General features: G+C 71.7%; 23 protein-coding genes. 7 read left to right on the top strand and 16 right to left on the bottom strand.

Features of this window, described 5'->3' with window-relative positions:
* Window position 1: 1 nt before the first annotated feature.
* The 3 genes from IDM46_RS13265 to glyQ are packed head-to-tail and all read right to left on the bottom strand — an operon-like array spanning window position 2 to window position 5063.
* Entirely contained in the window at window positions 2-1897 is a 1896-nt protein-coding gene (locus IDM46_RS13265; protein ID WP_185116035.1) for an autotransporter assembly complex family protein, read from the bottom strand.
* Between the two features lie 50 nt (window positions 1898-1947).
* A complete protein-coding gene (gene glyS, locus IDM46_RS13260) occupies window positions 1948-4134 on the bottom strand; it encodes a glycine--tRNA ligase subunit beta (RefSeq protein ID WP_185116034.1) in 2187 nt (728 codons plus the stop codon).
* A gap of 17 nt (window positions 4135-4151) precedes the next feature.
* A complete protein-coding gene (gene glyQ / locus IDM46_RS13255) occupies window positions 4152-5063 on the bottom strand; it encodes a glycine--tRNA ligase subunit alpha (RefSeq protein ID WP_185116033.1) in 912 nt (303 codons plus the stop codon).
* 87 nt (window positions 5064-5150) lie between these two features.
* On the opposite strand from glyQ, the gene IDM46_RS13250 reads away from it, so the two are divergent.
* The 3 genes from IDM46_RS13250 to IDM46_RS13240 are packed head-to-tail and all read left to right on the top strand — an operon-like array spanning window position 5151 to window position 8711.
* Window positions 5151-6968 (top strand): GspE/PulE family protein, encoded by a 1818-nt coding sequence (locus IDM46_RS13250; protein ID WP_185116032.1) that lies wholly within the window; start codon window positions 5151-5153, stop codon window positions 6966-6968.
* A gap of 24 nt (window positions 6969-6992) precedes the next feature.
* A complete protein-coding gene (locus tag IDM46_RS13245) occupies window positions 6993-7745 on the top strand; it encodes a glutamine amidotransferase (RefSeq protein WP_185116031.1) in 753 nt (250 codons plus the stop codon).
* Between the two features lie 51 nt (window positions 7746-7796).
* Entirely contained in the window at window positions 7797-8711 is a 915-nt protein-coding gene (locus tag IDM46_RS13240) for a hypothetical protein (protein ID WP_185116030.1), read from the top strand.
* A 9-nt stretch (window positions 8712-8720) separates the two neighbouring features.
* Here IDM46_RS13240 and IDM46_RS13235 read toward each other — a convergent pair whose 3' ends face one another.
* The 5 genes from IDM46_RS13235 to IDM46_RS13215 form a co-directional block, all read right to left on the bottom strand.
* Window positions 8721-9410, bottom strand: coding sequence for an RDD family protein (locus tag IDM46_RS13235; protein WP_185116029.1), 690 nt, complete (start codon window positions 9408-9410; stop codon window positions 8721-8723).
* Window positions 9410-10165 (bottom strand): twin-arginine translocase subunit TatC, encoded by a 756-nt coding sequence (gene tatC / locus IDM46_RS13230; protein WP_185116028.1) that lies wholly within the window; start codon window positions 10163-10165, stop codon window positions 9410-9412. Before tatC ends, IDM46_RS13235 begins: the two co-directional genes overlap by 1 nt.
* Window positions 10146-10634: a Sec-independent protein translocase protein TatB gene (gene tatB, locus IDM46_RS13225; RefSeq protein WP_185116027.1), complete on the bottom strand. Its 489-nt coding sequence runs from the start codon at window positions 10632-10634 to the stop codon at window positions 10146-10148. Before tatB ends, tatC begins: the two co-directional genes overlap by 20 nt.
* Before the next feature lie 31 nt (window positions 10635-10665).
* Complete coding sequence (gene tatA, locus IDM46_RS13220; RefSeq protein WP_182824131.1) at window positions 10666-10908, bottom strand: Sec-independent protein translocase subunit TatA; 243 nt, start codon at window positions 10906-10908, stop codon at window positions 10666-10668.
* Between the two features lie 78 nt (window positions 10909-10986).
* Window positions 10987-11901 carry a lipid-binding SYLF domain-containing protein gene (locus IDM46_RS13215; RefSeq protein ID WP_182824133.1) on the bottom strand — a complete coding sequence of 305 codons (915 nt, stop codon included), beginning with the start codon at window positions 11899-11901 and terminating at the stop codon, window positions 10987-10989.
* A gap of 171 nt (window positions 11902-12072) precedes the next feature.
* Here IDM46_RS13215 and hemH point away from each other — a divergent pair, with 171 nt between their 5' ends.
* On the top strand, window positions 12073-13044 hold the full coding sequence (hemH, locus tag IDM46_RS13210) for a ferrochelatase (protein WP_185116026.1): 972 nt from the start codon (window positions 12073-12075) through the stop codon (window positions 13042-13044).
* Window positions 13044-13886 carry an alpha/beta hydrolase gene (locus IDM46_RS13205; RefSeq protein ID WP_185116025.1) on the top strand — a complete coding sequence of 281 codons (843 nt, stop codon included), beginning with the start codon at window positions 13044-13046 and terminating at the stop codon, window positions 13884-13886. Before hemH ends, IDM46_RS13205 begins: the two co-directional genes overlap by 1 nt.
* A 15-nt stretch (window positions 13887-13901) precedes the next feature.
* Here the strand turns inward: IDM46_RS13205 and IDM46_RS13200 are convergent, their stop codons facing one another.
* From IDM46_RS13200 to ttcA, 3 genes are all read right to left on the bottom strand, one after another.
* Window positions 13902-14714 carry a SprT family zinc-dependent metalloprotease gene (locus tag IDM46_RS13200; protein WP_185116024.1) on the bottom strand — a complete coding sequence of 271 codons (813 nt, stop codon included), beginning with the start codon at window positions 14712-14714 and terminating at the stop codon, window positions 13902-13904.
* A gap of 74 nt (window positions 14715-14788) precedes the next feature.
* Window positions 14789-15694: a recombination-associated protein RdgC gene (locus tag IDM46_RS13195; protein ID WP_185116023.1), complete on the bottom strand. Its 906-nt coding sequence runs from the start codon at window positions 15692-15694 to the stop codon at window positions 14789-14791.
* Window positions 15695-15777: 83 nt separating this feature from the next.
* Window positions 15778-16632 carry a tRNA 2-thiocytidine(32) synthetase TtcA gene (gene ttcA / locus IDM46_RS13190; protein ID WP_185116022.1) on the bottom strand — a complete coding sequence of 285 codons (855 nt, stop codon included), beginning with the start codon at window positions 16630-16632 and terminating at the stop codon, window positions 15778-15780.
* 81 nt (window positions 16633-16713) lie between these two features.
* Between ttcA and IDM46_RS13185 the strand changes: the two genes are divergently transcribed.
* Complete coding sequence (locus IDM46_RS13185) at window positions 16714-16929, top strand: YdcH family protein (protein WP_182824145.1); 216 nt, start codon at window positions 16714-16716, stop codon at window positions 16927-16929.
* Window positions 16930-17040: 111 nt separating this feature from the next.
* On the opposite strand, the gene plsB is transcribed toward IDM46_RS13185, so the two are convergent.
* From plsB to IDM46_RS13165, 4 genes are all read right to left on the bottom strand, one after another.
* Window positions 17041-19821 carry a glycerol-3-phosphate 1-O-acyltransferase PlsB gene (plsB, locus tag IDM46_RS13180; RefSeq protein WP_185116021.1) on the bottom strand — a complete coding sequence of 927 codons (2781 nt, stop codon included), beginning with the start codon at window positions 19819-19821 and terminating at the stop codon, window positions 17041-17043.
* Between the two features lie 45 nt (window positions 19822-19866).
* Window positions 19867-20811, bottom strand: coding sequence for a hypothetical protein (locus tag IDM46_RS13175; RefSeq protein ID WP_185116020.1), 945 nt, complete (start codon window positions 20809-20811; stop codon window positions 19867-19869).
* Window positions 20812-20880: 69 nt separating this feature from the next.
* Window positions 20881-21561 carry a hypothetical protein gene (locus IDM46_RS13170; protein ID WP_185116019.1) on the bottom strand — a complete coding sequence of 227 codons (681 nt, stop codon included), beginning with the start codon at window positions 21559-21561 and terminating at the stop codon, window positions 20881-20883.
* A gap of 59 nt (window positions 21562-21620) precedes the next feature.
* On the bottom strand, window positions 21621-21938 hold the full coding sequence (locus tag IDM46_RS13165; protein ID WP_182824153.1) for a hypothetical protein: 318 nt from the start codon (window positions 21936-21938) through the stop codon (window positions 21621-21623).
* A gap of 147 nt (window positions 21939-22085) precedes the next feature.
* On the opposite strand from IDM46_RS13165, the gene sctU reads away from it, so the two are divergent.
* Window positions 22086-23144, top strand: coding sequence for a type III secretion system export apparatus subunit SctU (gene sctU / locus IDM46_RS13160; protein ID WP_185116018.1), 1059 nt, complete (start codon window positions 22086-22088; stop codon window positions 23142-23144).
* Between the two features lie 20 nt (window positions 23145-23164).
* Here the strand turns inward: sctU and sctT are convergent, their stop codons facing one another.
* Window positions 23165-23947 carry a type III secretion system export apparatus subunit SctT gene (gene sctT, locus IDM46_RS13155; protein ID WP_182824157.1) on the bottom strand — a complete coding sequence of 261 codons (783 nt, stop codon included), beginning with the start codon at window positions 23945-23947 and terminating at the stop codon, window positions 23165-23167.
* Window positions 23948-23949 lie beyond the last annotated feature (2 nt).

Raw genomic sequence — 23949 nt, 5'->3', positions numbered from 1 at the left:
GCTACAGGTCCGCGCCGATGTTGAGGTGCAGGGTGAAGGGTGAGTCCGGATCGTCGAGGCCGCGTGCGATGTCCAGGCGGAGCGGCCCGACCGGCGAGCGCCAGCGCAGGCCGATGCCGACGCCGGTGCGGATGTCGGGTGAGCTGTCGTAGGCGCTGCCGGCGTCGACGAACGCGGCCACGCCCCAGCTGCCGCGGAAATAGTGCTCGTATTCCGCGCTCGCGGTGAACACGTGGCGCGCGCCGAGCGCGAAGCTGTCGTCATCGGCATCGACCACGCGCGGGCCGACCTCGCGCCATTCGTAGCCACGGACGCTGCCGTCGCCGCCGGCGTAGAAGCGCAGGCTCGGCGGCATGTCGACCAGCGCGCTGGTCGACGTCTGGCCGAACTCGCCGCGCAGGATCAGGCGGTCGAGGTCGCCGAACCCCAGGTACCAGTGCCCGCGCGCGTGCACCTGGGCGAAGCTCGCCTCCGAGCCGAGGCCCTCGGCGCCGCCGCGCAGCAGCAGGTGGCCGCTGTAGCCGCTGCGCGGGAACAGCGGGTCGTCGAGGTCGACGTAGCTGGCGCGCAGCGAGGGATAGGTAAAGGTGGCGTAGCGGTACAGCGCCGGCGTGCCGGGATCGTTGTCGTCCTCGTATTCGTACGCCCAGCGCTCGCGCAGTGCGTGCACCGCGGCGACCAGGTTGAGGTTGCGGTTGTACTGGCCGCTGCGGCTGGCCACGAACTCGACGCGACGGGTGTCGATGTAGTCGGTCTGCTCGTCGGCGGCCTGCAGGCTGGCGGTGTACCAGCCGTCAAGCCAAAGGAAGGCCGGGATGCGGTACTGCAGGGTCAGCGTCTTGCGCTTGCGCGCGTAGTCGAGCTGCGCCAGCGCCTTGTGGCCGCGGTCGTTGACGTAGCGGCGCTCCAGGCCGAGGCGCACGCCCGGGCCGCTGTCGGTGCCGTAGGACAGGCCGGCCGTGTACACGTCGCGCTTGGCGGGCGTGAGCACCACGTCCACCGGCACCGCGCCATCCACCGCTTCCTCGATGCGCGGCTGGATGTCGATGCGGCTGAAGTAGTCCAGCCGCGCCAGCGAGGTGCGCAGCCGGTCGAGGCGGCCCTGGTGGTAGTAGTCGCCCTCGTTCCAGTACATCAGGCGCTCGAGCAGGTCGTTGCGCACCACCGCCCTGGGCTGCTGCAGGAAACGCGTCGCGCCCATGTCGTAGCGCGCGCCGCTGGTCCACACCAGTTCGATGTCGGCGGCGTGATCGGCGCGGGTGACCTCCACGCGGCGCGCGGAGAAGTCGGCGTCGAAGTAGCCGCGCTCGGCGAGGCGGCGGCTGATGCGCGTCTTGCTGGATTCGTAGGTCGGGTGGTGGAAGATCGAGCCCTCCCGCGGCAGGAAGGCGTCGAGCTCCTCTTCCAGGTAGCGGTCGTCGTGGCCCTCGCCAAGGATGGCGATGTCGGCGCGGCGCACGCGCACCGGCTCGCCCGGTTCCACGGTGATCACCACCGCGACCGGGCCGCGGCTGTCCGCGCCGGCCCCATCGCCGGCGCGCACCTCGCGCGCCACCGTGGCCACGCTCTCGGCCTCGTCTTCGGGCGGGGCGGCGGTATCCAGCACCACCCGGCGGGCGCCGTCGCGCTCGCGTTCCACCACGATCCGCGGCGAGTAGTAACCGAATGGCTCCAGCGCCTCGCGCGTCTCGTCGCCCGCGGCGCGCAGCATGTAGCCGAGGCGCCGCGCCGTGACGTCGCTGCCGATCGCGCCGCCCAGCGACAGCGCCGTGCGCACGTTGTCCTCGAGCTCCTCGTCCAGGCCGCGGATCTCCACCGACGACACCTTCACCGCATGCGCAAGGCCGCCGATCGACAACAGGAAGACGGCGATGGCGGCGCGGGAGGCTGGATGCATCGCGCGAGGATACCGGTCCGGCGTCAAGCCACGATTAACGGCGCCGGGCGTCAGCTCGACAGATGCTCGATCGCGGCCACCGCGCCCAGGCGCGCCGACAGGCGGCCAAGCAGGGCGAGGCGGTTGTCGCGCAGCGCGGTGTCGTCGACGTTCACCATCACCTCGTCGAAGAACGCGTCCACCTGGGGGCGCAGGCGCGCCAGGCGCTCCAGTGCCGCGACGTAGTCGCCGGTGGCCAGTGCTGGCGCGGTGTCGGCCTCGGCTTCGGCGACCGCTTCGGCCAGCGCGCGCTCGGCGGGCTCGGCGAGCAGCGACGCATCGACCTGGTCGGGGCGGGTGCCCTCGGCCTTCTTCAGGATGTTGCCGATGCGCTTGTTGGCCGCGGCCAGCGCCTCGGCCTCGGGCAGTGCCGCGAACGTGCCGATGGCGGCGATGCGGCGGTCGAAGTCACGCAGCGATGCCGGGCGCAGCTCGGCCACCGCGGCGAAGTGCTGCGGCGGCACGCCGCGGTCGGCGTAGTAGCCGCGCAGGCGCTCGAGGATGAAGTCGTAGAGCTCCGTGGCCAGCGCGTCCGGCGCCGGTGGTGGCGCGGCGGGTTTGCCGGCCTTGGCCGCGTCGCCACCGGCGTCGGCTTTGGCGGCGAGCTGCGCGGCATCGACCGCCGCCATGCCGTCGACCACGTGGCGCGCCGCGAGCGCGGCCAGCGCCGGCAGGTCGAGCTCCAGCCCGCTTTCGATGACGGTACGCGCCAGGCCCAGCGCGGCGCGGCGCAGGGCGAAGGGATCCTTGTTGCCGGTCGGCTTCAGGCCCGCGGCAAAGCCGCCAGCCAGGGTGTCGAGGCGCTCGGCGATGGCCAGCACCCGGCCGGCCGCGGACGGCGCGATGGCGTCACCGGCATGGCGCGGCTGCCAGGCCTCGTCGATGGCATGCGCGAGCGCGAGGCGATCGTCGTGCGCGAGGTCGTCGAGCGAGGCGTCCTGCATCGCGTAGTAGCGGCCGGCGATGCCCTGCAGCTCGGGGAACTCGTTGACCATGCGCGACTGCAGGTCGGCCTTGGACAGCAGCGCCGCGCGTGCCGCCAGATCCGGATCCACGCCCACCGGGCGCGCGATGTCGCGCGCCAGCGCCGCCACGCGCGCGGCCTTGTCGGCCACGCTGCCCAGCCGCGCCTGGAAGGTCACGCCCGCGAGGCCGGCATTCATCGACGCCAGGCCCTGCTTCATGTCCTCGACGAAGAAGAACCGCGCGTCGGCGAAGCGCGGGCGGATCACGCGCTCGTATCCCTTGCGGATCTCGGCCTCGTCCTTCGATTCGATGTTGGCGATGCCGATGAAGTGCTCGCCGAGCCGGCCATCGGCGTCGAGCACCGGAAAGAACTTCTGGTTGGCTTCCATGGTCGCGATCAGCGCCTCATGCGGCACCGCCAGGAACCCGGCGTCGAACGAGCACGCGACCGCCTTGGGCCACTCCACCAGGCATTCCACCTCGGCGAGGTTGCCGGGCTCGATGCGCGCGCGGCCGCCGGCCGCCGTGGCCGCGGCCTCGACCTCGGCAACGATGCGCGCGCGGCGCTCCACCGGGTCCACCAGCACTTTGGCCGCGCGCATGGCGTCGACGTAGTCGCCCGGCTGGCCGATCCACACCGGCCGGTCATGCATGAAACGGTGGCCGCGGCTCATGCGGTCGGCATCGATGCCGAAGGCCTGGGCGGGCACCACCGCGTCGCCGAGCAGCACCACCAGCCAGTGCACCGGGCGCGCGAACGCGTGGCCATGCGCGCCCCAGCGCATCGGCTTGGGGATCGGCATCGCGGCGAGGGCGTCGGCGAGCACCGCGGGCAGCAGGTCGCGGGTGGCCGCGCCGGGCGTGACCGCGCGGTGCACGAAACGCTCGCCCTTCTGGTCGCTGGTGCGCTCGAGCGCGGTCCAGTCGACGCCGGCCTTCTGCGCGAAGCCCTGCAACGCGCGCGTCGGCTGGCCGTCGGCGTCGAGCGCGATGTTGAGGTACGGTCCCGGCACCTCGCTGGCCTGTTCCGGCTGCAGCACGGCCACGCCGTCGAGCAGTGCGGCGATGCGCCGCGGCGAGTACAGCGGGCGCGCGCCGGCCGTGAACGCGATGCCGCGGCGCGTGAGCGCATCCTGCACGCCGGCGAGGAACGCCTGCGCGAGGCCGGGCAGTGCGGCGACCGGGAGTTCGTCGGTGCCGAGTTCGATGAGCAGCGGTGCGGTATCGGTCATTGCTGTGCCTTGGTGCGTCAGGCGGCCGAAGCCGGGGCCTGCTTGAGGTCCGGGAAGCCCAGCTTCTCGCGCTGTGCGTGGTAGCTCTCGGCCACCGCCTGCGACAGCCGGCGCACGCGCAGGATGTAGCGCTGGCGCTCGGTGACGCCGATCGCGCGGCGCGCGTCGAGCATGTTGAAGCTGTGGCTGGCTTTCATCGCCTGCTCGTAGGCCGGCAGCGGCAGGTCCAGCGCGACCAGCTTCAGTGCCTCGGCCTCGCAGGCGTCGAAGCGGTGGAACAGCTCGGCGACGTCGGCGTGTTCGAAGTTGTAGGTGCTCTGCTCGACTTCGTTCTGGTGGTACACATCGCGGTAGGTCACCGGCGTGCCGTCGGGGCCGTGCGTCCACACGATGTCGAACACGTTGTCGACGTTCTGCAGGTACATGCACAGGCGCTCGAGGCCGTAGGTGATCTCGCCGAGCACCGGCCGGCACTCCATGCCACCCGCCTGCTGGAACCAGGTGAACTGGGTGACTTCCATGCCGTTGAGCCAGACTTCCCAACCGAGGCCCCAGGCACCCAGCGTCGGCGACTCCCAGTTGTCCTCGACCAGGCGCAGGTCGTGCACCAGCGGGTCCACGCCCAGGCTCTTCAGCGAGTCGAAGTACAGCTCGACGATGTTGTCGGGGCTGGGCTTCATCGCCACCTGGTACTGGTAGTAGCGCTGCAGGCGGTTGGGATTCTCGCCATAGCGGCCGTCGGTGGGGCGGCGGCAGGGCTGCACGTAGGCGGCATTCCACGGCTCCGGGCCCAGCGAGCGCAGGAAGGTCGCGGGATGGAAGGTGCCGGCACCCACCTCCAGGTCGAGCGGCTGGATCAGCACGCAGCCCTGCGCGGCCCAGAATTCGTTGAGCCGCTGGATCAGCTGCTGGAAGGTCGGTGCGGTCATGCGCGTTCGGTGCCCGTGGAAAGGCCGCGTGGCGGGGCGCGCTAGTATAGCGGCGCCCCCGCACGCCCCCATGCGGATGCCGGAGCGATGTTGCAGCCGCCTTCTCCCTTTCGCGAACACGCCGCCACGCCCTCGCCCGCACGCCTGCCGCAGGGGCGCCTGGCACTGGAGCCGGTGCTTGCCGCGCTGGTCGCCGACGGCCTGCTTGCGGAGAACGATGCCGAGCGCGCGCGCACCGCGTCGCGCCAGGCGCGCGCGCTGGACGGCATCCATCCGCTGGTGCTGCTCGCCAACCTCAAGCTGCCCGCGCGCGTGCCGGTGGGGACCGACCTCAGCCTCGAACGGCTGTCGCAGTGGCTGGCCGGTGTGTGTGGGCTGCCCTACCTGCGCATCGATCCGACCCGCGTCGACGTGGCGGTGACCACGGCGCTGGTATCGCAGGCCTACGCGCGGCGCCACCGCATCCTTGCCGTCGAAGTCACCCCGACACACGCGGTGCTCGCGACCAGCGAGCCGCTGGATACCGCCTGGTTGCCGGACCTGCAACGCCTGCTGCGCCGCGAAGTCTCGCTGGTGGTCGCCAACCCGCTCGACATCGGCCGCTATGCGATGGAGTTCCACGGCGTCACGCGCTCGGTGCGCGGCGCGCGCGACAACCGCGAGGGTGGCGACGCCGGGCTGCCGAGCTTCGAGCAGCTGGTCGAGTTGGGCCGCGCGGGCGACGTCAACGCCGACGACCAGCACGTGGTGCACATCGTCGACTGGCTGCTGCAGTACGCCTACGAGCAGCGCGCCAGCGACATCCACCTCGAGCCGCGGCGCGAGGCCAGCCAGGTGCGGTTCCGCATCGACGGCATGCTGCACAAGGTGTTCGAACTGCCGCCGCCGGTGATGGTGGGCGTGGTGAGCCGGGTCAAGGTGCTCGGGCGCATGGACCTGGCCGAGCGCCGGCGCCCGCAGGACGGGCGCATCAAGACGCGCTCGCCGGGCGGGCGCGAGGTCGAGATGCGCCTCTCCACCATGCCCACCGCGTTCGGCGAGAAGTGCGTGCTGCGCATCTTCGACCCCGATACCGCGTTCAAGCCGCTCGAGGCGCTGGGTTTCGACGCCGGCGAGGCCGCGGCCTGGAACGACCTCACCACCCGTCCGCACGGCATCGTGCTGGTCACCGGCCCGACCGGCTCGGGCAAGACCACCACGCTGTACTCGACGCTCAAGCGCCTCGCCACGCCGGACCTCAACGTGTGCACCGTCGAGGACCCGATCGAGATGATCGCGCCCGAGCTCAACCAGATGCAGGTGCACAACGCCATCGACCTGGGCTTCGCGCAGGGCGTGCGCACGCTGCTGCGCCAGGACCCGGACATCATCATGATCGGCGAGATCCGCGACCTCGACACCGCGCAGATGGCGGTGCAGGCCTCGCTGACCGGCCACCTGGTGCTGTCCACGCTGCACACCAACGATGCGCCCTCGGCGGTCACGCGCCTGCTCGACCTCGGCCTGCCGCATTACCTGATCGCGTCCACGCTCAACGGCGTGCTGGCGCAGCGCCTGGTGCGCACGCTGTGCCCGCACTGCAAGGCGCCGGCGGAGGTGCCTGCGGACGACTGGCGCGCGCTGCTCGGCGAGGGTGCGCGCATCCCCGAGGGCACGCCGTTCGGCCCGGTCGGCTGCCTGGAATGCCGCAACACCGGCTACTACGGCCGGGTTGGCCTGTACGAACTGATGCCGGTGTCACCCGCCCTGCGCGCGAAGATCAGCGCCGACATGGATCTCGCCGGCTTCGCCCGCGCGGGTGCCGCGGAAGGCCTGCGCACGCTGCGCATGGCCGGCGCCGAGAAGGTCGCGCAGGGCCTCACCACGATTGCCGAGGTCGTCTCGGTGCTGCCGCCGCGCGAGTAGCGGCGTGTCCATGGATCAATGCCGATGAGTCGCCGCCACGCCCCCTTCCTGGTCCTCGAGACCGGCCGCCCGGTCGCGTCGATGCGCCGCCACGGCCGCTTCCCGCACTGGATCCGCACCGCGGCGGGGCTCGCGCCCGGCGAAGTGACGGTGGTCGACGTGCAGGCCGGCGCCACGCCGCCGTCGCACCGCGGCTTTGCCGGGATCCTGGTCACCGGGTCCGGCGCGATGGTCAGCGACCGCGAGGACTGGAGCGAGCGCAGCGCCGACTGGCTGGGCACCGCGGCGCGCGCCGGTACCCCGGTGTTCGGCATCTGCTATGGCCACCAGCTGCTGGCGCACGCGCTGGGCGGCGCGGTCGGCGACAACCCGCGCGGCCGCGAGATGGGCACCGTGGCCGTGGACCTGCACCCGCAGGCGGCGGACGACCCGCTGTTCGCGGGCCTGCCGCCGACCATCCTCGCCCAGGCCACGCACCTGCAGAGCGTGCTGGCGCCGCCCGACGGCGCCACCGTGCTGGCGGCGTCCGCGCTCGACGATTGCCACGCGTTCCGCTGGGGCGATGCGGCCTGGGGCGTGCAGTTCCACCCCGAGTTCAGCGGCACCCACATGCGCGGCTACATCCATGCCCGCCGCGATGCGCTGGCCGGCGAGGGCCACGACCCGGTGGCGGTGCGCGACGCGGTCAGGGCGGCACCGCGCGCGCGCGACGTGCTGCGTCGCTTCGTGCGCCACGCGCGGCGCGGCGGGGCCGTCGGGCAGGCGGCCGTCCAGTAGAATGTCGCCTGCGTGGCGACCGCCACGGATACGCTGGGAACGGGGAAAGGCATGACCACGCGCGCGATGGGCCCGATTGCGGGTTTCGGCTGGCTGAAGCAGGCGATCAACCAGGGGGGTGGCAATCCGAAGGCGGTGTTCGGCGGCGCCGGGCTGCTGATGCTGGTCGCGCTGGTGCCCACCCTGGTGCAGATCGTGGTGCAGGGTGGCATGGGAGCGGTCAGCGCGACGGCGACCGTGGGGCTGCTCGGCTTTTCGGTGCTGTATTCGCTGCTGGTCATGGGCCCGCTCTTCGCCGGCTACCTGCGCCTGCTGCACGCCAACGAGTCCGGCGCGCCGGTGCACGCCACCTCGATCTTCCAGATCTTCCAGGCGGGCCAGGGCGCGGGCCGGGTGATCGGGGTGCTGCTGCTGGTGCTCGTGCTCGGCCTGCTGCTGTTCGGTGCCATCGCGCTGGCGTTCGGCGGCGACTTCTTCGCCGAGATGGCGGTGGTGATGCAGGCGCTGGAGTCGGCGGAGCCGGGCGAGGCACCGGTGATCCCGGCGCTGCCCAGCGGCACCGGCACGCTGTTCGCGCTGCTGTTCATCGTTGGGGTGTTCTTCAACGGCGTGTACTCGCTCGCCCTGGGCCAGGCCGCGCTGGGCCGCGCGGGCGTGGGCCAGTCGCTGGCCGATGGCCTGCTGGGCGCGCTGAAGAACCTGTTGCCGCTGCTGGTGCTGACCGTGGCGGTGCTGTTGGCCGGGCTGATCGCCCTGTTCGTGCTGGCGCTGGGCGTGGCCCTGCTCATGGCGCTGGGTTCGTTCATCAATCCGGCGCTGGGCATGGTGCTGGCGGCACCGCTGTATTTCGCGGCGATGGTCGCGCTGTACGTGGTGATGTTCGGCGTGATCTATGCGATGTGGCGCGACATCTGCGGTGGCGGCGTGGACACGGCGGCCGGCGGCGGGCACGAAGTCGCCGCCTGACCCGCCGGCTCAACCCGGCGCGCGCTGCAGCGCGGCGCGCAGCACGCCACCCGCCGCCGAGACCAGCCAGATATTTGCCGCGAGCGTCGCGGCCGCGAGCAACCACAGCCATGCGCCTGCCCAACCGGGCATGCGCGCCGGTGCGTCGTCGGCCAGGCACACGCGCGTCCGGCTGATGCGGTCGTGCAGCGCGGCATGGCGCGGCGGCAGCGCCGCCAGCAGATGGCCGAGGTTGAGCGTGAGCCAGGACAGGCCGCCGGCGAGGAAGCGCACCAGCAGGGACATGATGCCCGGCGGCTGGCCCGCCGCATCCACCACGCGCAGGCCGAGCGCGCGCTTGCCGGGCGTCGCCTGCCAGGGCGTGCGCTCGAAGCCGACGCACCACGCCAGCCAGGCGACCACGAACGCCGCCAGCGGCGGCAGCAGCATCGCCGACAGGGCCGACTCCACCCCGTGTGCCGCGGCCAGCAGTTCCGGGTCGCGCAACCAGCCCTGGGCCAGCGCAAGCGGCGACTCCAGGGTCTGCAGCGCGTCGGCCATGCGCAGGGCGGTGGCTTCGAGCAGCGTGTCGGTCGCGGCGCCGAGCGCGCCGATCGAACGCCGCAGCGGGTTCCAGACAACGCCCAGCACCGGCAACGCGACCAGCGCGGCATCCAGGCTCCACGCCGCGGCGCGCCGCCAGAAGCCGGCGGGTCGCATCAGCCGCTGCCGTCGCCCGCCGCGGGCGCGCGTCGCGACACCGCGCGCGCCGCCAGGATCCCCGCCTCGTACAGCAGGCACATCGGGATCGCCAGCATCAGCTGCGAGATCACGTCCGGCGGGGTGATCACCGCCGCCAGCACGAAGATGCCGACGATCGCGTAGCCGCGCGACTCGCGCAGCTGCGCCGGCGTCACCCAGCCCAGCAGCACCAGGATCACCAGCGCCACCGGCAGCTCGAAGCTGATGCCGAACGCCAGGAAGATCACCAGCACGAAATCGAGGTAGGCGTTGATGTCGGTCATCATCGCCACGCCCTCGGGCGTCACCGCGGTGAGGAAGCTGAACACCGACGGCAGCACCACGAAGAACGCGAACGCGCAGCCGGTATAGAACAGCAGCAGGGACGTCGCGAGCAGCGGCAGCGCCAGGCGCTTCTCGCGGCGGTACAGACCCGGCGCCACGAACGCCCAGGCCTGGTACAGCAGCCACGGCATGCTCACCACCAGCGCGGCGAAGAACGCGAGCTTGAGGGGAGCGAAGAACGGCGAGGCGACTTCGACCGCGATCAGGTGCGCGCCTTCGGGCAGCTTGTCGATCAGCGGCTGCGCCAGCCACGCATACAGGCGGTTGGCGAACGGCAGCATGGCCAGCAGCGCCACGCCCAGCCCCATCAGTCCGCGGATGATGCGCGCACGCAGCTCCAGCAGGTGGTCGAACAGCTGGCTTTCGCCGCTATCGGTCTCCGCGGACATGCGCGTCTCCCGCGGCAGGGGGCGCGTCGCCGTTGCTGGCGCCCGGATCCGACGCGTCGTCTCCGCGCACCGGCGCGTCGTGGGCGACGTCGCGTGCGGGCCCGTGCGCATCCGCCGGCTCCGGGTCCGCGTCGGCCGCCGCAGCGGGCGCTGCGGGGTGTGCCCACGGCTCGATCGCGTCGCTGACTTCATCGCGCATGCGTTCGAAATCGCGCTGCATCTCGTCGCCGCCGGCGCGCACGCGGTCGCGCAGGCTGCCCGCGGCTTCGCGGGTCTCGTGGATGCTGCGTTTCAGCTCCTCGGCGGCGAGTTCGCGCTCGAGTTCGGACTTCACCGAATACCACTGCGCACGCGCACGGCGCACCCATAGCCCGGCGAAGCGCGCCGCCTTGGGCAGCCGTTCGGGGCCGAGGACCACCAGGGCGACCACTGCGATCAGCAGCAACTCGCCAAAGCCGAGGTCGAACATGTGTGCGTTCGCGAAGCGCCGGCCCGGGGGCTCAGCGCTTGACGCTGTCGTCGTGCTGGTCGGGGGCCTTGTCGCTTTCGCGCGACTGGTCACTCGGGCGCGACTGGTCGCCGAGCTGGCCGGCCGGCTTGTCGTCGTCGTCGGACATGCCCTTCTTGAAGCCCTTCACCGCTTCGCCCAGGTCGCGGCCGGCGCCGCGCAGGCGCTTGGTGCCGAAGATCAGCAGCACGACCACCAGCACGATGATCCAATGCCAGATGCTGAAACTGCCCATGCTGCTCTACCTGGAATGCGTCGGGCGCTCAGGATAACAAGACGCCCCGCGCGACGCGTGCCGGCGGGGCGTGCGCGCTCACCAGCCCGGTTCGGGGAGCGGCTCGGGCAGCGATTCGGGCAGCGGCTCGGCAAGCACCGGGCTGTCCTCGACCGGTTCGAACGCGGAAGGCGCCGCCAGCGTGTTGCCCGCGTCGATGGGCCGGGTGTCGACCACCGCGGTGCCGGCAGCGGCCGGCAGGGTGGCCGGGGCCGTGCGGGGCGCGCCCGCGGTCGTGCCGCGGTTGCTGCGCGCCAGCGCGGTGGCTTCTTCCAGGCGGTCGCGGAAATCCACGACCGCGGCCGACGGCTGGCCCCTGGCACGGCCCTCGAAGATCATCCGCGGCGTGGTGTCGCGGCCGTAGACGGACTCGTTGGCGGAGTCGTCGATCGACAGCACCGCGCCGTCGAGCGCCACGCCGGCGAACAGGCCGCGCGCGCGCGACCACGACCAGATCTCGGCCTTGAGTTCGCCGTCGGTGGCGGTGGAGGCATTGCGGCCGAGCGGGCCGGCAGCCACCGCGGCGTCGGCGCCGAGGGTGAACTTGCCGTTGACGATCGATTCCAGGCCGCGGTCGCTGCGGAACACCAGCACCACGTCGGCCGACTGCACGCCGGCCTGGAAGCCGATGCTGCCGCCGGTGAGGGTCACGAAGCTCGGGTTGGACCAGGTGCCGTCGGGATTCTTGACCGACATCAGCCCGCGGCCGCGGCGGCCGCCGAGCACCAGGCCGGCCTTGATGGTGTCGGGCACCACCACGATCGCGCGGGCCTCGTCGAACAGCTTGTCCGGGATCCCCGACTCCGGGATCTGCTGGATGTCGGTCAGCACGCGCACGGCGTTCAGCGCGCGCGCATCCTGGTCCGGCCCGGCAACGGCGGGCGCGGCGACGAGGGCGAGCGCGAGCGCGGCGGCAAGCGCGGGCAAGCGGAGCTGGTTACGCGTGGCGGACATGGCGGACTCCGGAAAGGGATGGCACGAGGATGCGGCGGGCGACGCACGATGTCGACCGCGTCGCGCAGGCCGTCAGGCTATGCGCGCGGCGATGAATCGGCGATGAGGCGGCGAACCCGTAAACTGCAGCCTGTTGCCGAACGCCACGCGCATCCCGCGAAGCCATCCCCCATGACCGAATCCCATCCCGCCGCCAGCGACACGCTGTTGCTGGTCAATCTCGGTACGCCCGCCGCGCCGACGCCCGAAGCGATCCGCACCTACCTCGGCGAATTCCTGTCCGACCCGCGCGTGGTCGCGCTGCCGCGCTGGCTGTGGCAGCCGATCCTGCGCCTGGCGGTGTTGCCACGGCGCTCGAAGGCGGTCGCGCACAAGTACGAACAGGTGTGGATGGACGGCGGCTCGCCGTTGGCGGTGCATACGCGCCGGCTGGCAGAAGCGGTGCAGGCGCGCATGCCCGGCGTGCGCGTGGTGCACGCCATGCGCTACGGCGCGCCGGTGCTGGCCGACGCACTCGCTGCCGTGCGTGATGCCGGTGGACGCGCGCTGGTGCTGCCGCTGTATCCGCAGTACTCCACCACCACCACCGCCTCGGTGGTCGACGTGGTGGAGCGGGTGATGCCGGCCGCGCAGGCGCGCGTGGTGGACGAGTATTCCGTCGATCCCGGCTGGGTGGGCGCGGTGGCCGCATCGATCCGTGCGCACTGGCAGGCCAACGGCCGCGGCGAACTGCTGCTGTTCTCGTTCCACGGCATTCCGCAGCGGCTGGTGGATGCCGGTGATCCCTACGAACGCCAGTGCCACGCCGGTGCACGGGCGATCGTCGCCGCGCTCGGACTCGAGGATGGCGAATGGAAGACGGCGTTCCAGTCGCGCTTCGGCGCGGGCGCGTGGCTGAAGCCGGCGACCGACGCAACCGTCCGCGCGCTGGCGCAGGCGGGCACGCGCCGCGTCGACGTGGTCTGCCCCGGTTTCTCGGCCGACTGCCTGGAGACGCTCGAGGAGATCGCGATCCAGAACGCGGAGCTGTTCCGCGAACATGGCGGCGAGACACTCGCCTATATCCCCTGCCTCAACGACGCGCCGGCGCATGCGGACGCGATCGCGGCGATCGCCGCGCGCGAACTGGCAACCTGGCGCTGATGGAAGCCTTCGAACTCGACGTGCCGTTGGGGAAGGTGCGCGGCCTGCGCGCCGGAACGCCCGGTGCGCCGCCGGTGCTGGCGCTGCATGGCTGGCTCGACAACGCCGCGAGCTTCATACCGCTCGCACCGCACGTTTCCGGCGTGGACCTGCGCGCGGTCGACCTGCCCGGGCATGGCGCCAGCGACCACCTCGGCGCGGGCGCCGACTATTCGTTCGCCGGTGCCGTGCATTCGGTGCTCGACATCGCCGACGCGCTCGGCTGGGCGCGCTTCGCGCTGCTCGGCCATTCGATGGGTGCCGGTATCGCCAGCCTGGTGGCGGCGGCGTGCCCGGAGCGGGTGACGCGGCTGGTGGCGATCGAGGCGCTGGGTGCGCTCTCGGAAACCCCGGACAACACCGTGTCCCGGCTGCGCCAGGCGGTGGGCGCGACGCGCGCGCTGCCCGCCAAGCGCCTGCGGGTGTTCCCCGACCTCGAAGTGGCGGTGCGCGCGCGCATGCAGGCCAACGGCCTCACCGAGCCGGTGGCGCGGCTGCTGGTGGAGCGCGGCGTGGTGGCGGTGGAGGGTGGCTGGAGCTGGAGCAGCGATCCGCGCCTGACCCTGCCGACCATGGTGCGCATGACCGAGGCGCAGGTCGACGAGCTGGTGGCCGGCATCACCTGTCCGACGCGGGTGGTGTTCGCCGACCCCGCGCAGGCCTACCTGCCCGATGCGCTGCGCCGCGCGCGCGCAGCGCGCCTGCCCGATGGCGACGTGACCATCATCGCCGGCAGCCACCACCTGCACATGGAAGACCCGCAGGCGGTGGCCGACGCGATCGGCGATTTCCTGCTCCGCTGAGCGCGGCGCGGCGCGTCAACGCGTGGCGGCGCCGTCGCCCGACAGCAGCACGCGCAGCGCCGCCTTGAGCTGGCGGCCCTCGCTGCGGAAGTAGTCGCGCTCGGCGCGCCAGCCCGGGCAGCGCGCCTCGACCTCGTGCCAGAACGCCGGGGAATGATCGGCGCGCAGCAGGTGGCAGAGCTCGTGCACCAGCACGTATTCGAACGCGGAGGGACGGCCGAGCACCAGCGCCAGGTCGAGCGCGAGCGTGCCGTCCGGCGCCAGCGAACCCCACTGCGAGGACATCGGCTTCAGGCGCAGGCGCGCGGGCGCGCGCGGCAGTCCGGGCAGGTAGCCGGGCAGCCAGCGGCCGACGTCGGCGCGCGCTTCGCTCTCGTAGAACTCGCGCAGTGCGCGGCGCAGCGCGGTGCCGCCGCCACGCGCGGTATCGCGGAACACGAGGCCGTCGGCATCGCGCACCACGCAGGCGAAGCGTCCGCGCTCCCAGCGCAGGGGCAGCAGTTCGCCCCGCAACGGAAGCGTGTCGGTGACGCCGCGCTGCAGCGGCGTGATGTGGTCGATGGCGTGCGCGCGCAGTTGCGCCTGCAGCCAGTCGCTGTGTTCGCGCAGGAAGCGCTCGCCCGCGTCCAGGCTGGCGCGCGGCGGGAGCGTCAGGCGCGCTCCGCGTTCATCGACCGACAGGCGTACGCGGCGCGCGCGCGGATCGCGCACGCGCAGCACATCAATGGAGCTGCCATCGTCCATGGCGAGCGCGACGGTGTCGCGCTGGACGTTGCGGGTGCCCGGTGCAATGGACTTCGGAAGCAGCAGGCGGAGCAGGGACGACATGCGCGCATTCTACCGGTGCGCGCACGCAACGCGCACGCGCGCCGGATGCGCGCGCGCCGTTGCGATGCACGCGTTCAGGCGTCGACGCGCGACAACTTGAGCGCGGGCTCCAGCACTTCGAACAGGCGGCGCACCTCCGCCGACATCAACGCGAACTGCGCGTCGAGTTCGGCGCGCTGGTCGGCGCGGTCGCCGCTGTCGAGCTGGTCGACCACGCCGTCGAGGAACTTCAGCTTGCGCACCACCAGGTCTTCGCCGAGCACGAACGACACGTGGTCGTCGAGGGTGAGCGCCAGGCGCGTGACCTGCTTGCCGGCCTCCAGGTGGTGGGTGATCTCGTCGCTGCCGAGGTCCTGGCGCTGGCACTTCACCACCGCGCCCTTGTCGTTGGCGTCCTTCATCTCGCATTCCTCGCCAAGCGCCAGGCCGTCGGGAAGCGCCTCGCCGGCGATCCAGCCGGTGAGCACGCTGCGCGGCGCGACTTCCGCGTTCAGCGGCAGCGCCGGGAAGCTGCCCAGCGCCTCGCGAAGCTGCGACACCACCGCCTCGGCGCTCTTGCGCGACGAAGAGTCGACGATGCACAGGCCGTTGCGCAGGTCGATCATCGCGTCGGTGCGGGTCGGGCGCACGAACGCGCGCGGCAGCAGTTCGTGCACCAGGTCGTCCTTCAGGCGCTTGCGCGCGCGGCCGCCCGGACGGCGGCCTTCGCGTTCTTCCAGCTCGTCGAGCTTGCGCGCGAGCATGTCGTTGACCACCGCCGACGGCAGCAGGCGGTCCTCGCCGCCCACGGCGACCCAGATGGCGTCGGGCACGCGGTGCGCGAGCGCTTCGGTGTCGCGGCCGAGCGGCGCGACGAAGCCGCGCGAGGAGAGTTCCAGCGGGCCGACCGGCTTCAGCGGCTGCGCGGCGAGCGCGTCATCGAGTGCGGCAAGATCGAGCGAGGTGGGGAAGCGGAACAGCGTGAGGTTGCGAAAGAACATGCGGGGGCAATCCAGGATCGGTGTGTCGGGGGCAATGGCGCGTCGTTCCCGCATGTGCGGGAAGCCGGCCATCGTGCGTGGGGTCAGTGCTCGGTACGGGGTGCGGGCCCGGAATCGCCGCGGCCGAGGGCGGCGAAGTCGAACAGCGCCGGGTCGCCCAGTTGCGCGGGGCGGACGTCGCCCAGGGCGCGCGCGATCTGGTCGATGCGGCCGGGCGACGCGCGCTCCCAGTCCGCCATCATCCGCTGCACCTGCACGCGCTGCAGGTTCTCCTGCGAGCCGCACAGGTTGCAGGGAATGATCGGGAAGCGCATGGCGTCCGCATACGCGGCGATGTCGGCCTCGGCCACGTAGGCCAGCGGGCGGATCACCACGTGGCGGCCGTCGTCGCTCAGGAGCTTGGGCGGCATGCCGGCGAGCTTCGCGTGGAAGAACATGTTGAGGAAGAACGTCGCCACCATGTCGTCGCGGTGGTGGCCCAGCGCGATGCGCGTGAATCCATGCTCGGCCGCGTGCGCGTACAGCGCGCCGCGGCGCAGGCGCGAGCACAGTGCGCACATGGTCCTGCCTTCCGGCACCACGCGCGCGACCACCGAGTAGGTGTCCTGCTCGATGACGTGGAAGTCCACGCCGCGCGCGCGCAGGTAAGCGGGGAGCACATGCGCCGGAAACCCGGGCTGCTTCTGGTCGAGGTTGACCGCGGTGAGCGAGAACGACACCGGCGCCTTCTTCTGCAGCTGCAGCAGGATGTCCAGCAGGGTGTAGCTGTCCTTGCCGCCGGACAGGCACACCATCACCCTGTCGCCGTCCCCGATCATGCCGAAATCGGCGATCGCGCGGCCGACCTGGTGGCGCAGGCGACTGGCCAGCTGCGCTGCCGGTGCGTCGGCGCGCGGCTTGCGCGGGGTCGGGGCGGCGAGGGACAGGACGGTACTCATCAGCAGGCCATTCTACCGGCTGCCCACCGTCGGGCCGCGGCCGTCGCGCCGGCGCCGCCCGCCGTGTAATCTCGAGCGCAGATGCATCCGCCGGACACCACCGAACTGGCCCGCCTCACGCAACGCCTCGTCGCGCTGCGCGTCGAACACCGTGACCTCGACCTGGCCATCGAGCGCCTGCACATCGACATCCAGACCGATGAACTGGTCCTCAAGCGCCTGAAGAAGCGCAAGCTGCAGATCAAGGACTGCATCGAGCGGATGGAGTCGGCGCTGATTCCCGACCAACCCGCCTGAGCCGCGGCGGGCCGTCACCAGCGCAGCGTCAGGGCAGCGCTGCTGCGCCAGTAGCGCCAGACATCGGCGTCGAGGTGCCGGCGCCCCCGCGCCGCCGATAGTGCGCGCCGGTCAGCGCGCGGGCAGGTCGTCCGTCGCGGCGGCGGGCTCCGGCGCAGCCGGGCCCGGCTGCGGCACGGGTTTGACCGCCTCGGGGCTGATCTTCTCGATGGTGTGGCGCAGCTCGCGGCCGAGGATGACCTTGGCGTCCTTGGCCCAGGTGTCCAGGCGCTGGTCGAAGGCGAGCTTGCTGTTGTGGTCCAGCTTCACCAGGCCGAGCTCGCGCAGCTTCTGGATGAAGCCGCGGAACAGCGTCTTGTCGAAGAACTCCGGTGCCGCCGGCGCGTACAGCAGGCTCAGGCGCTGCGCCGCCAGCTGGCACAGGGTTTCCAGTTCGCCGGTGCCGAGCGCGCCGGAGCCGTTCTTGGCCAGCACCGAAATCGCGATGTAGTAGCGCTCGAACGCCTGCTGCAGCGGATGGCCGAGCGCGCGCAGGCGGAAGACCTCGTCGGACTGCCCCGGGTGGCGGGCGAGGATGCCGCCGTCGTCGTCACCGACGCGCTCCAGCAGGCCCTCGCGGATGAACAGCGCGATGGTCTGGTCGATGCGCGCGGCAAAGCCGTCCTCGTCCCAGGGCAGGAACAGTTCGCCCTGCAGGAACGGGTACATCGCGCGGCCGATGCGCAGCAGGCTGTCGCGCGCCATGCGCCGGTTGTGCAGGAAGCAGCACGCGATCCACGCCGAAGCAGTGAACAGATGCACCACGTTGTTGCGGAAGTACGACAGCAGCACCGCGGTATCGCCGTTCACGCGCAGCACGTCGCCAAGCGGATGCGCCACGCGGTGCAGCACACCGATCTCCTCGCCGTGGGCGATGATCTGCTCCGGCGCGTGCGGGGTCACGGTGACCAGCGGGCTGTAGGGCACCTCGGCCAGCAGCTTCTTCGACAACACGATCTGCGCGACCAGGTCGGCCTCGCCCATCGCGTGCTTGGGCGTGGACAGCAGGGCCAGCGCCAGCAGGTTGATCGGGTTGACGTCGGCGGCGGCGTTGACGCGTTCCTGGATGCGCTGCGCGGTGGCATCGACCGTGGTCGACAGCCAGGCGGGTTTTTCCTCGTCGGGCAGGGGCTTGCCGTCCCAGGCGGCGGCGTGTTCGGCCAGCATGTCGGCGAGCGCGATCGGCTGGCCGAAGTTCACCACCACTTGGCCGTAGTTCTGCCGCAGCACCTTGGGGATGCCCCACAGCAGGGCCCAGATGGACTCGCCCTGCTTGGGCTTGCCGGACAGCTCGTCGAGGTAGCTGTTGCCCTCCATCAGCTTCTCGTAGCCGATGTACACCGGCTGGAACAGCACCGGCCGCGTCGGCTGGCGCAGGAACGCGCGCACCGTCATCGCCACCATGCCGCCCTTGGGTTGCAGCAGGCGCCCGGTGCGCGAACGCCCGCCCTCGATGAAGTACTCGATGGAGTAGCCGCCGGCCACCAGTTGCGCCACGTACTCCGTGAACACCGCCGAGTACAGCGCGTTGCCGCGGAAGCTGCGGCGGATGAAGAACGCGCCACCCTTGCGCAGGATGGTGCCGATCACCGGCAGGTTGAGGTTGATACCCGCGGCGATGTGCGGCGGCACGATGCCGCGCGTGTACAGCAGGTAGCTGAGCAGCAGGTAGTCCATGTGGCTGCGGTGGCAGGGCACGTAGACCACTTCATGGCCCGGCGCCGCGGCCTTGAGGTTGTCGAGGTGGTGCACCAGCACGCCGCGGAAGATCCGGTTCCACACCGTGGACAGCAGGAAGCTGGCGGAACGCACCACCGGATGCGCGTAGTCGGCCGCGATCTCGTAGGCGTAGCCGTGCGCCTTCTTCCAGGCCTCGGCCTGGGCCTTGTCGCCGGGCGCGCCCTCGCGCCGCGCCTGGTCGGCGATCGCGTCGCGCACCGGCTGCGCGGACAGCACCTTGTCGACCAGCAGGCGGCGCGTGGAGAGGTCCGGGCCGATCACCGCCGCGCGGATGCGGTTGAAGTGCGTGCGCAGCACGCGCGAGAGCTTGCGCACCTCGCGTTCGGCATCGAGGCCTTCGGCGATCACGCCCTGCAGGTCGATCGCCGGCGAGAACCGCACCAGGGTGTCGCGGCCGTTGAGCAGGATCGCCAGCAGCCTGCGGAAACGGCCGACGATGGTCCAGTTCTCCGAGAACAGCACCGAGAACCAGCCGCTGTTCTTGTCCGGCGAGCGCCCGACGAAGATCGACACCGGCACCAGCTGCACGTCGAGGGAGGGATCCAGGCGGTGCGCCGCGAGCAGGCGGGCGAGCGAGTCGGAATGGTTCTTCTTCGGCGGCTTCGGCTGCTGGGTGGCGATCTGCGTCGCCAGCGCCAGGGCATTGCCGGCATTGCGTCGCGACAGCGCCACGTAGGCACGCTTGCGGCCCAGCGGATCGCCCGGCAGCGGCCGCAGTGGCGATGGCAGGCCGGCCTCGCGGCAGGCGCGGTCCAGGATCAGGGCGTTGGACAGGCCGTAATCCTCGAGGACATAGCAGACCAGGCGTGTGTCGATGCCGGCGCCCGGGGACGCCGGCTCGATCTTGAGCCCGATCCATGGCGCGAGCACGCCGCCAAGCAGCCGCGCCCGGAGCGAACGCTGCGCACGCGGCGCGGCGCGCGGGCGGGCGGGGGCGCGCAGCACGTCCGCATCGCCGGGCTGCACCGTGTCGCGCGCGTCGCTTCCGTGGCGTGTGTCCGGCGCGGCGGCAGCGGGCACGGGATCCTCCTGCGCCGCAGCGCCGGGGACATCCGTGCTGTCGGGCCTTGCGGGCTCCGGGCTGCTGTCGAACAGGGAAGGTTGGTCAGGCATCTTCGGCATTATGCCCAAGCGCGCCGATCGCCCGGTCGCCCGCGTTCAGGGTGCGGCGGCCGGGCCGTCGGGCAGCGGCGCGGTCCGCTGCGGGCTGGCGGGGCGGGCCGGGACGCCCGCGGCGGCCTGGGCGTGGCGCAGGAAGTCGCTGACGTACCACTGGCCACCCAGGCGTTCGACCGGGATCAGCGCATCGATCGGGTCGCCGGCGAGCAGGTAACGCAGGCGGACCTCGGCGTAATCGCCGGCCTGCATGTGCAGGCTCGCCTCCAGCCCGTCCAGGCTGTCGTCAAGGCCCAGCCCGTAGCCGGCGAGCACCGCCTTCGCCTCGCCACTGAAGCGGCCGATGCGACGCAGCGTGGCGTCCATGCCGAGCGCCGACCAGGCCTCCTTGTCGGCGTTGCCCAGTTCCGCCGCACGGGCCGCGGCCGCCAGGCGCGCGATGGCCGCGTGCGCGCGTGCGCGGTCGGCCAGCGGCGCGCGTTGTGCCCAGCGTGCCGCGGCGGTCACCAGCTGCGCGTAGTGGGCGCGTTCGGCGGGGCTGAAATCACCCTGGTGATCCACGTACTGAACGCCGAACACCCCGAGCGTGGTCGCGGCGGCGCGGATTTCACCGCCCGCACCCGAGAACTGGCGGTCGAAGTCCTTGCGCAGCGCGGTGTCCGCGTCCGGCGCGGCGAGCGCGGCGAGCACCGACGGGATGCGGTCATTGAAGGGCAGCTCGTCCAGCGGCCAACGGCTGCGGCCGTCGCGCCAGGCCCGTTCCAGGCGGGTGTGCAGCGCGGGAGGCACGGCGTCACGCGCGAAGGCGGCAAAATCGTTGTCGCGCAGGTGCCGGCTCAGCAGCTGCACCGCCAGCACCGGACGACTGGTATCGCCGCGCCCAGCCGCCGTGGCGGGTGCCTCAGCCGCGGGCTTGCAGGCCGAGACCGCGCAGGCCAGCGCGGCGGCTGCGAACACGCGCAGCAGGATGGTTCGTGGTGGCGGCACGTGGCGTCCCTCCCCGGAAGCTGCTGGCATCTTGGCCGCGCGCCGACGCCGGCGGCAAGCGCGGACGGCTCAGAGGTCGCGCACGACCCAGCCATGCGGGTTGGCGGCGGCGCCGCTGTCGATGGCCGCCTCGGCCACCCTGTCGGGCGGGTCCCCGGCGGCCCAGGCCGCGGCAATCGCCGCCAGGCGCTCGCGGGTGACGCGCGTGTAGGCGCCCTCGAGCTCGTTCTGCGCGTCGGCGGCGAGCTTCTGCGGGTACAGCGTGCGCGCATCGTCGCTGCGGTTGAGCATGGTGATCATGCGCGCCAGGCTGTTCCGGAACGTGTCTGCGGACAGCGCCGTGCGCTGGGTGCGCTGCAGGTGCCAGACCGTGAGGTATTCGACCGGCCCCAGCATGCGCCGTGGCGTGGCACCGAAGAAATGCCCGGACAGCGCGCTGGCCGCCATGGGCGCGCCATGGTCGGGGAGGCCGGTCGCGCCCCACGAACTCAGCGCGCCGCCGGGGAGGTCCATGCGCCGCAGGGCGGTGCCGAAGGTCTCGGCGAGGATGCGCTGCGCGCGCTCGTCGTCGCTCTCCGCCACCACCCCCACCAGGCGCAGGAACAGCGGGTACTGCTCCTCGCCCAGCCGGCGCACCAGGCGCTTGAGCACGGCCAGCCGGTACTCCGGATCGGCGTGCGCGGCCAGCGCCGAGACCAGGCGGTCGGCCGCGGTCCGCAGGGCGGCCGGGGTGGGCAGGGGATCGGTCATGGCGCCGGCATTATCACGGCCTGGCGCGGCGGGCAGCCAGTCGCCGCCGTGCACGGGATTCAGGCGAAGGCGTCGAGGACGGCGTCGACGGCGTGTTCGGCGGCCTGCGCCAGCGGCATGCCGCCCAGGCTCGCCTCCAGCGCCAGGTCCCCGGCCAGCAGGCGGTCGTGGCCGGACTCCCACGCCGGGGCATTGAGCATGTACTCGCCGGCATCGGCCTGCGGGGTCGGTGCAACCTCGGCTTCGACCAGCGGTACGGTGCCCTGGACCTCATGCGCGTCCCCGCCCTGCTGGCGACGGAGGTCGTCGAGCGGGCTGTCGATCCGGTGCAGGGCGGAGGCGACGTCGAGGCGCGAATCGGGGCCGGTGATGCTCATTGCGCTGCGTGGAACCTGCACGGACGAGGGGCGATGCCGGAACTCTACGCCCCCACCCCGCGCATGCCAGCTCGGGGCAACCCTAGATGGCGCGGGCCTGGCGGGCGCGCATGGTAGCGTGCACCGGCACTGCAGGCAGGGAACGGGATGGCGAAGGACCAGGGCGCCGACAAGACCGAGCAGCCCACTTCCAAGAAGCTGCGTGACGCGCGCAAGGACGCCAACGTCACCAAGAGCAAGGAGCTGACCAGCACCGTGCTGGTGCTCGGCTGGCTGGTGGGCGCGTGGATGATGCTCGACTTCATGTGGGACCGCATGCGCCAGCTGTTCGAGGCCAGCGTGGCCTCGATCGGCCGCCCGTTCGCCGAGGCGCTGCCCGATGTCGGCATGCTCGCCGTCTGGACCCTGCTGTGGCTGTGCCTGCCGCTGCTGCTGCTGGCGGTGTTCCTGGGCCTGGTGACCGAGTTCCTGCAGACGGGGCCGGTGGCGAGCATGAAGAAGCTCACCCCGGACCTGGCCAAGCTGAACCCGGTCGAGGGCATCAAGAAGATGTTCTCGATGGACAACCTGGTCGAGCTGGTGAAGGCGTTCTTCAAGAGCGCAGGCCTGATCTTCATCGGCGGCTTCGTGCTGTACGGCATGCGCCACAGCCTGCTGCTGCTGCCGCATGCCCCGCCCGAGGCGATGGCCACCGCGATCTGGCACGGCCTGCTGCGCATCGGCATCTGGACGATCTTCGTGTTCTTCTTCGTCTCGGTGCTCGACGCCTGGTACCAGAAGTTCTCCTACCTCAAGCAGCTGCGCATGAGCCGCCGTGACATCCGCCAGGAGGTCAAGGAGAACGAGGGCGACCCCTACATCAAGCAGCGCCGCAAGCAGTTGCACCAGGAGTGGTCGCAGCAGACGATGCTCAATGCCGTGCGAGGATCCAATGTCGTCGTGACCAATCCCACCCACATCGCCGTCGCGCTGCAGTTCGAGCCCGGGGTCAACGACCTGCCGGTGGTCGTCGCCAAGGGCGAGGGCCACCAGGCCGAGGAGATCAAGCGCGCCGCCGAAGAGGCCGGCGTGCCGATCCTGCAGAACATCCCGCTGGCGCGCGGGCTCAACGAGAAGGTCGCGCTGGACGAGTACATCGGCGGCGAGTTCTTCGACGCCGTGGCCGAGGTGCTGCACTGGGCCGAGGGCATCCGTCGCGGCGACTGAGCCCGGCGGCGCGGGTCAGGTCAGGTGCCGAAGGCCTGCTGCAGCACGCCGAGCAGATGGCGGTTGCTGCCCAGGCGCTCCAGCACGATCTCGATGTACACGCCCAGCAGCATCAGGATCAGCGCCGTGGCCAGCCAGGCCTTGATCGGGAGCGTCAGCGCGAACACGTTGAGCTGCGGCGCGTAGCGGTTCACCAGCCCGAACGACAGGTCGATGATCAGCAGGATCACCATGATCGGCGCGGCCATCACCAGGACCGCCGTCATCATGTAGCTGAACTGGCCGACGAACAGGTTCATGCCGGCGGCCGGCAGGTCGGGGAAGTACGACGTGACCGGCCACAGCAGGTAGCTCGACATCAGCAGGTCGAGGAACACCAGGAACGCGCCGCTGGCCATGAACAGCCACGCTGCCAGCTGCGACAGGAACTCGCCGTGCACGGTGACGGTGTGGCCCTGGATGGGATCGAACACCGACGCCATCGACATGCCGACCTGGGTGTCGACCACGTTGCCGACCGCGCCGATCGCCCAGAACACGATGCCGAAGCAGAAGCCGATCGCCACGCCGATGAACAGCTCCTTGAGCACGATCACCGGCCACTCGGCCGCGCCCAGCGACTCCATCGGCATGCCGGCCAGCGCGACGGGCAGGGCGATGATGGCCAGGCTGACCATGAAGCTGTTGCGCACCATCGCCGGCACCGTCTGCTGGGTCATCAGCGGCAGCACCACGAACGCGCCCACCACGCGCGGCAGCGTCAGCGCGAGCGCCAGCAGGGGATTGCCGAGAAAGTCGAACACGC

This window comes from Luteimonas sp. MC1825 (assembly GCF_014764385.1).
Classification (GTDB): domain Bacteria; phylum Pseudomonadota; class Gammaproteobacteria; order Xanthomonadales; family Xanthomonadaceae; genus Luteimonas.
Note: the sequence above shows the minus strand (reverse complement) of the source record. Positions and strands in the feature narration are given on the sequence as shown.

What these genes read in the sequence shown, in the direction of transcription:
- IDM46_RS13265 (WP_185116035.1), bottom strand. Translation starts at nt 1,897, where the DNA reads ATGCATCCAGCCTCCCGCGCCGCCATCGCCGTCTTCCTGTTGTCGATC.
- glyS (WP_185116034.1), bottom strand. Translation starts at nt 4,134, where the DNA reads ATGACCGATACCGCACCGCTGCTCATCGAACTCGGCACCGACGAACTC.
- glyQ (WP_185116033.1), bottom strand. Translation starts at nt 5,063, where the DNA reads ATGACCGCACCGACCTTCCAGCAGCTGATCCAGCGGCTCAACGAATTC.
- IDM46_RS13250 (WP_185116032.1), top strand. Translation starts at nt 5,151, where the DNA reads ATGTTGCAGCCGCCTTCTCCCTTTCGCGAACACGCCGCCACGCCCTCG.
- IDM46_RS13245 (WP_185116031.1), top strand. Translation starts at nt 6,993, where the DNA reads ATGAGTCGCCGCCACGCCCCCTTCCTGGTCCTCGAGACCGGCCGCCCG.
- IDM46_RS13240 (WP_185116030.1), top strand. Translation starts at nt 7,797, where the DNA reads ATGACCACGCGCGCGATGGGCCCGATTGCGGGTTTCGGCTGGCTGAAG.
- IDM46_RS13235 (WP_185116029.1), bottom strand. Translation starts at nt 9,410, where the DNA reads ATGCGACCCGCCGGCTTCTGGCGGCGCGCCGCGGCGTGGAGCCTGGAT.
- tatC (WP_185116028.1), bottom strand. Translation starts at nt 10,165, where the DNA reads ATGTCCGCGGAGACCGATAGCGGCGAAAGCCAGCTGTTCGACCACCTG.
- tatB (WP_185116027.1), bottom strand. Translation starts at nt 10,634, where the DNA reads ATGTTCGACCTCGGCTTTGGCGAGTTGCTGCTGATCGCAGTGGTCGCC.
- tatA (WP_182824131.1), bottom strand. Translation starts at nt 10,908, where the DNA reads ATGGGCAGTTTCAGCATCTGGCATTGGATCATCGTGCTGGTGGTCGTG.
- IDM46_RS13215 (WP_182824133.1), bottom strand. Translation starts at nt 11,901, where the DNA reads ATGTCCGCCACGCGTAACCAGCTCCGCTTGCCCGCGCTTGCCGCCGCG.
- hemH (WP_185116026.1), top strand. Translation starts at nt 12,073, where the DNA reads ATGACCGAATCCCATCCCGCCGCCAGCGACACGCTGTTGCTGGTCAAT.
- IDM46_RS13205 (WP_185116025.1), top strand. Translation starts at nt 13,044, where the DNA reads ATGGAAGCCTTCGAACTCGACGTGCCGTTGGGGAAGGTGCGCGGCCTG.
- IDM46_RS13200 (WP_185116024.1), bottom strand. Translation starts at nt 14,714, where the DNA reads ATGTCGTCCCTGCTCCGCCTGCTGCTTCCGAAGTCCATTGCACCGGGC.
- IDM46_RS13195 (WP_185116023.1), bottom strand. Translation starts at nt 15,694, where the DNA reads ATGTTCTTTCGCAACCTCACGCTGTTCCGCTTCCCCACCTCGCTCGAT.
- ttcA (WP_185116022.1), bottom strand. Translation starts at nt 16,632, where the DNA reads ATGAGTACCGTCCTGTCCCTCGCCGCCCCGACCCCGCGCAAGCCGCGC.
- IDM46_RS13185 (WP_182824145.1), top strand. Translation starts at nt 16,714, where the DNA reads ATGCATCCGCCGGACACCACCGAACTGGCCCGCCTCACGCAACGCCTC.
- plsB (WP_185116021.1), bottom strand. Translation starts at nt 19,821, where the DNA reads ATGCCTGACCAACCTTCCCTGTTCGACAGCAGCCCGGAGCCCGCAAGG.
- IDM46_RS13170 (WP_185116019.1), bottom strand. Translation starts at nt 21,561, where the DNA reads ATGACCGATCCCCTGCCCACCCCGGCCGCCCTGCGGACCGCGGCCGAC.
- IDM46_RS13165 (WP_182824153.1), bottom strand. Translation starts at nt 21,938, where the DNA reads ATGAGCATCACCGGCCCCGATTCGCGCCTCGACGTCGCCTCCGCCCTG.
- sctU (WP_185116018.1), top strand. Translation starts at nt 22,086, where the DNA reads ATGGCGAAGGACCAGGGCGCCGACAAGACCGAGCAGCCCACTTCCAAG.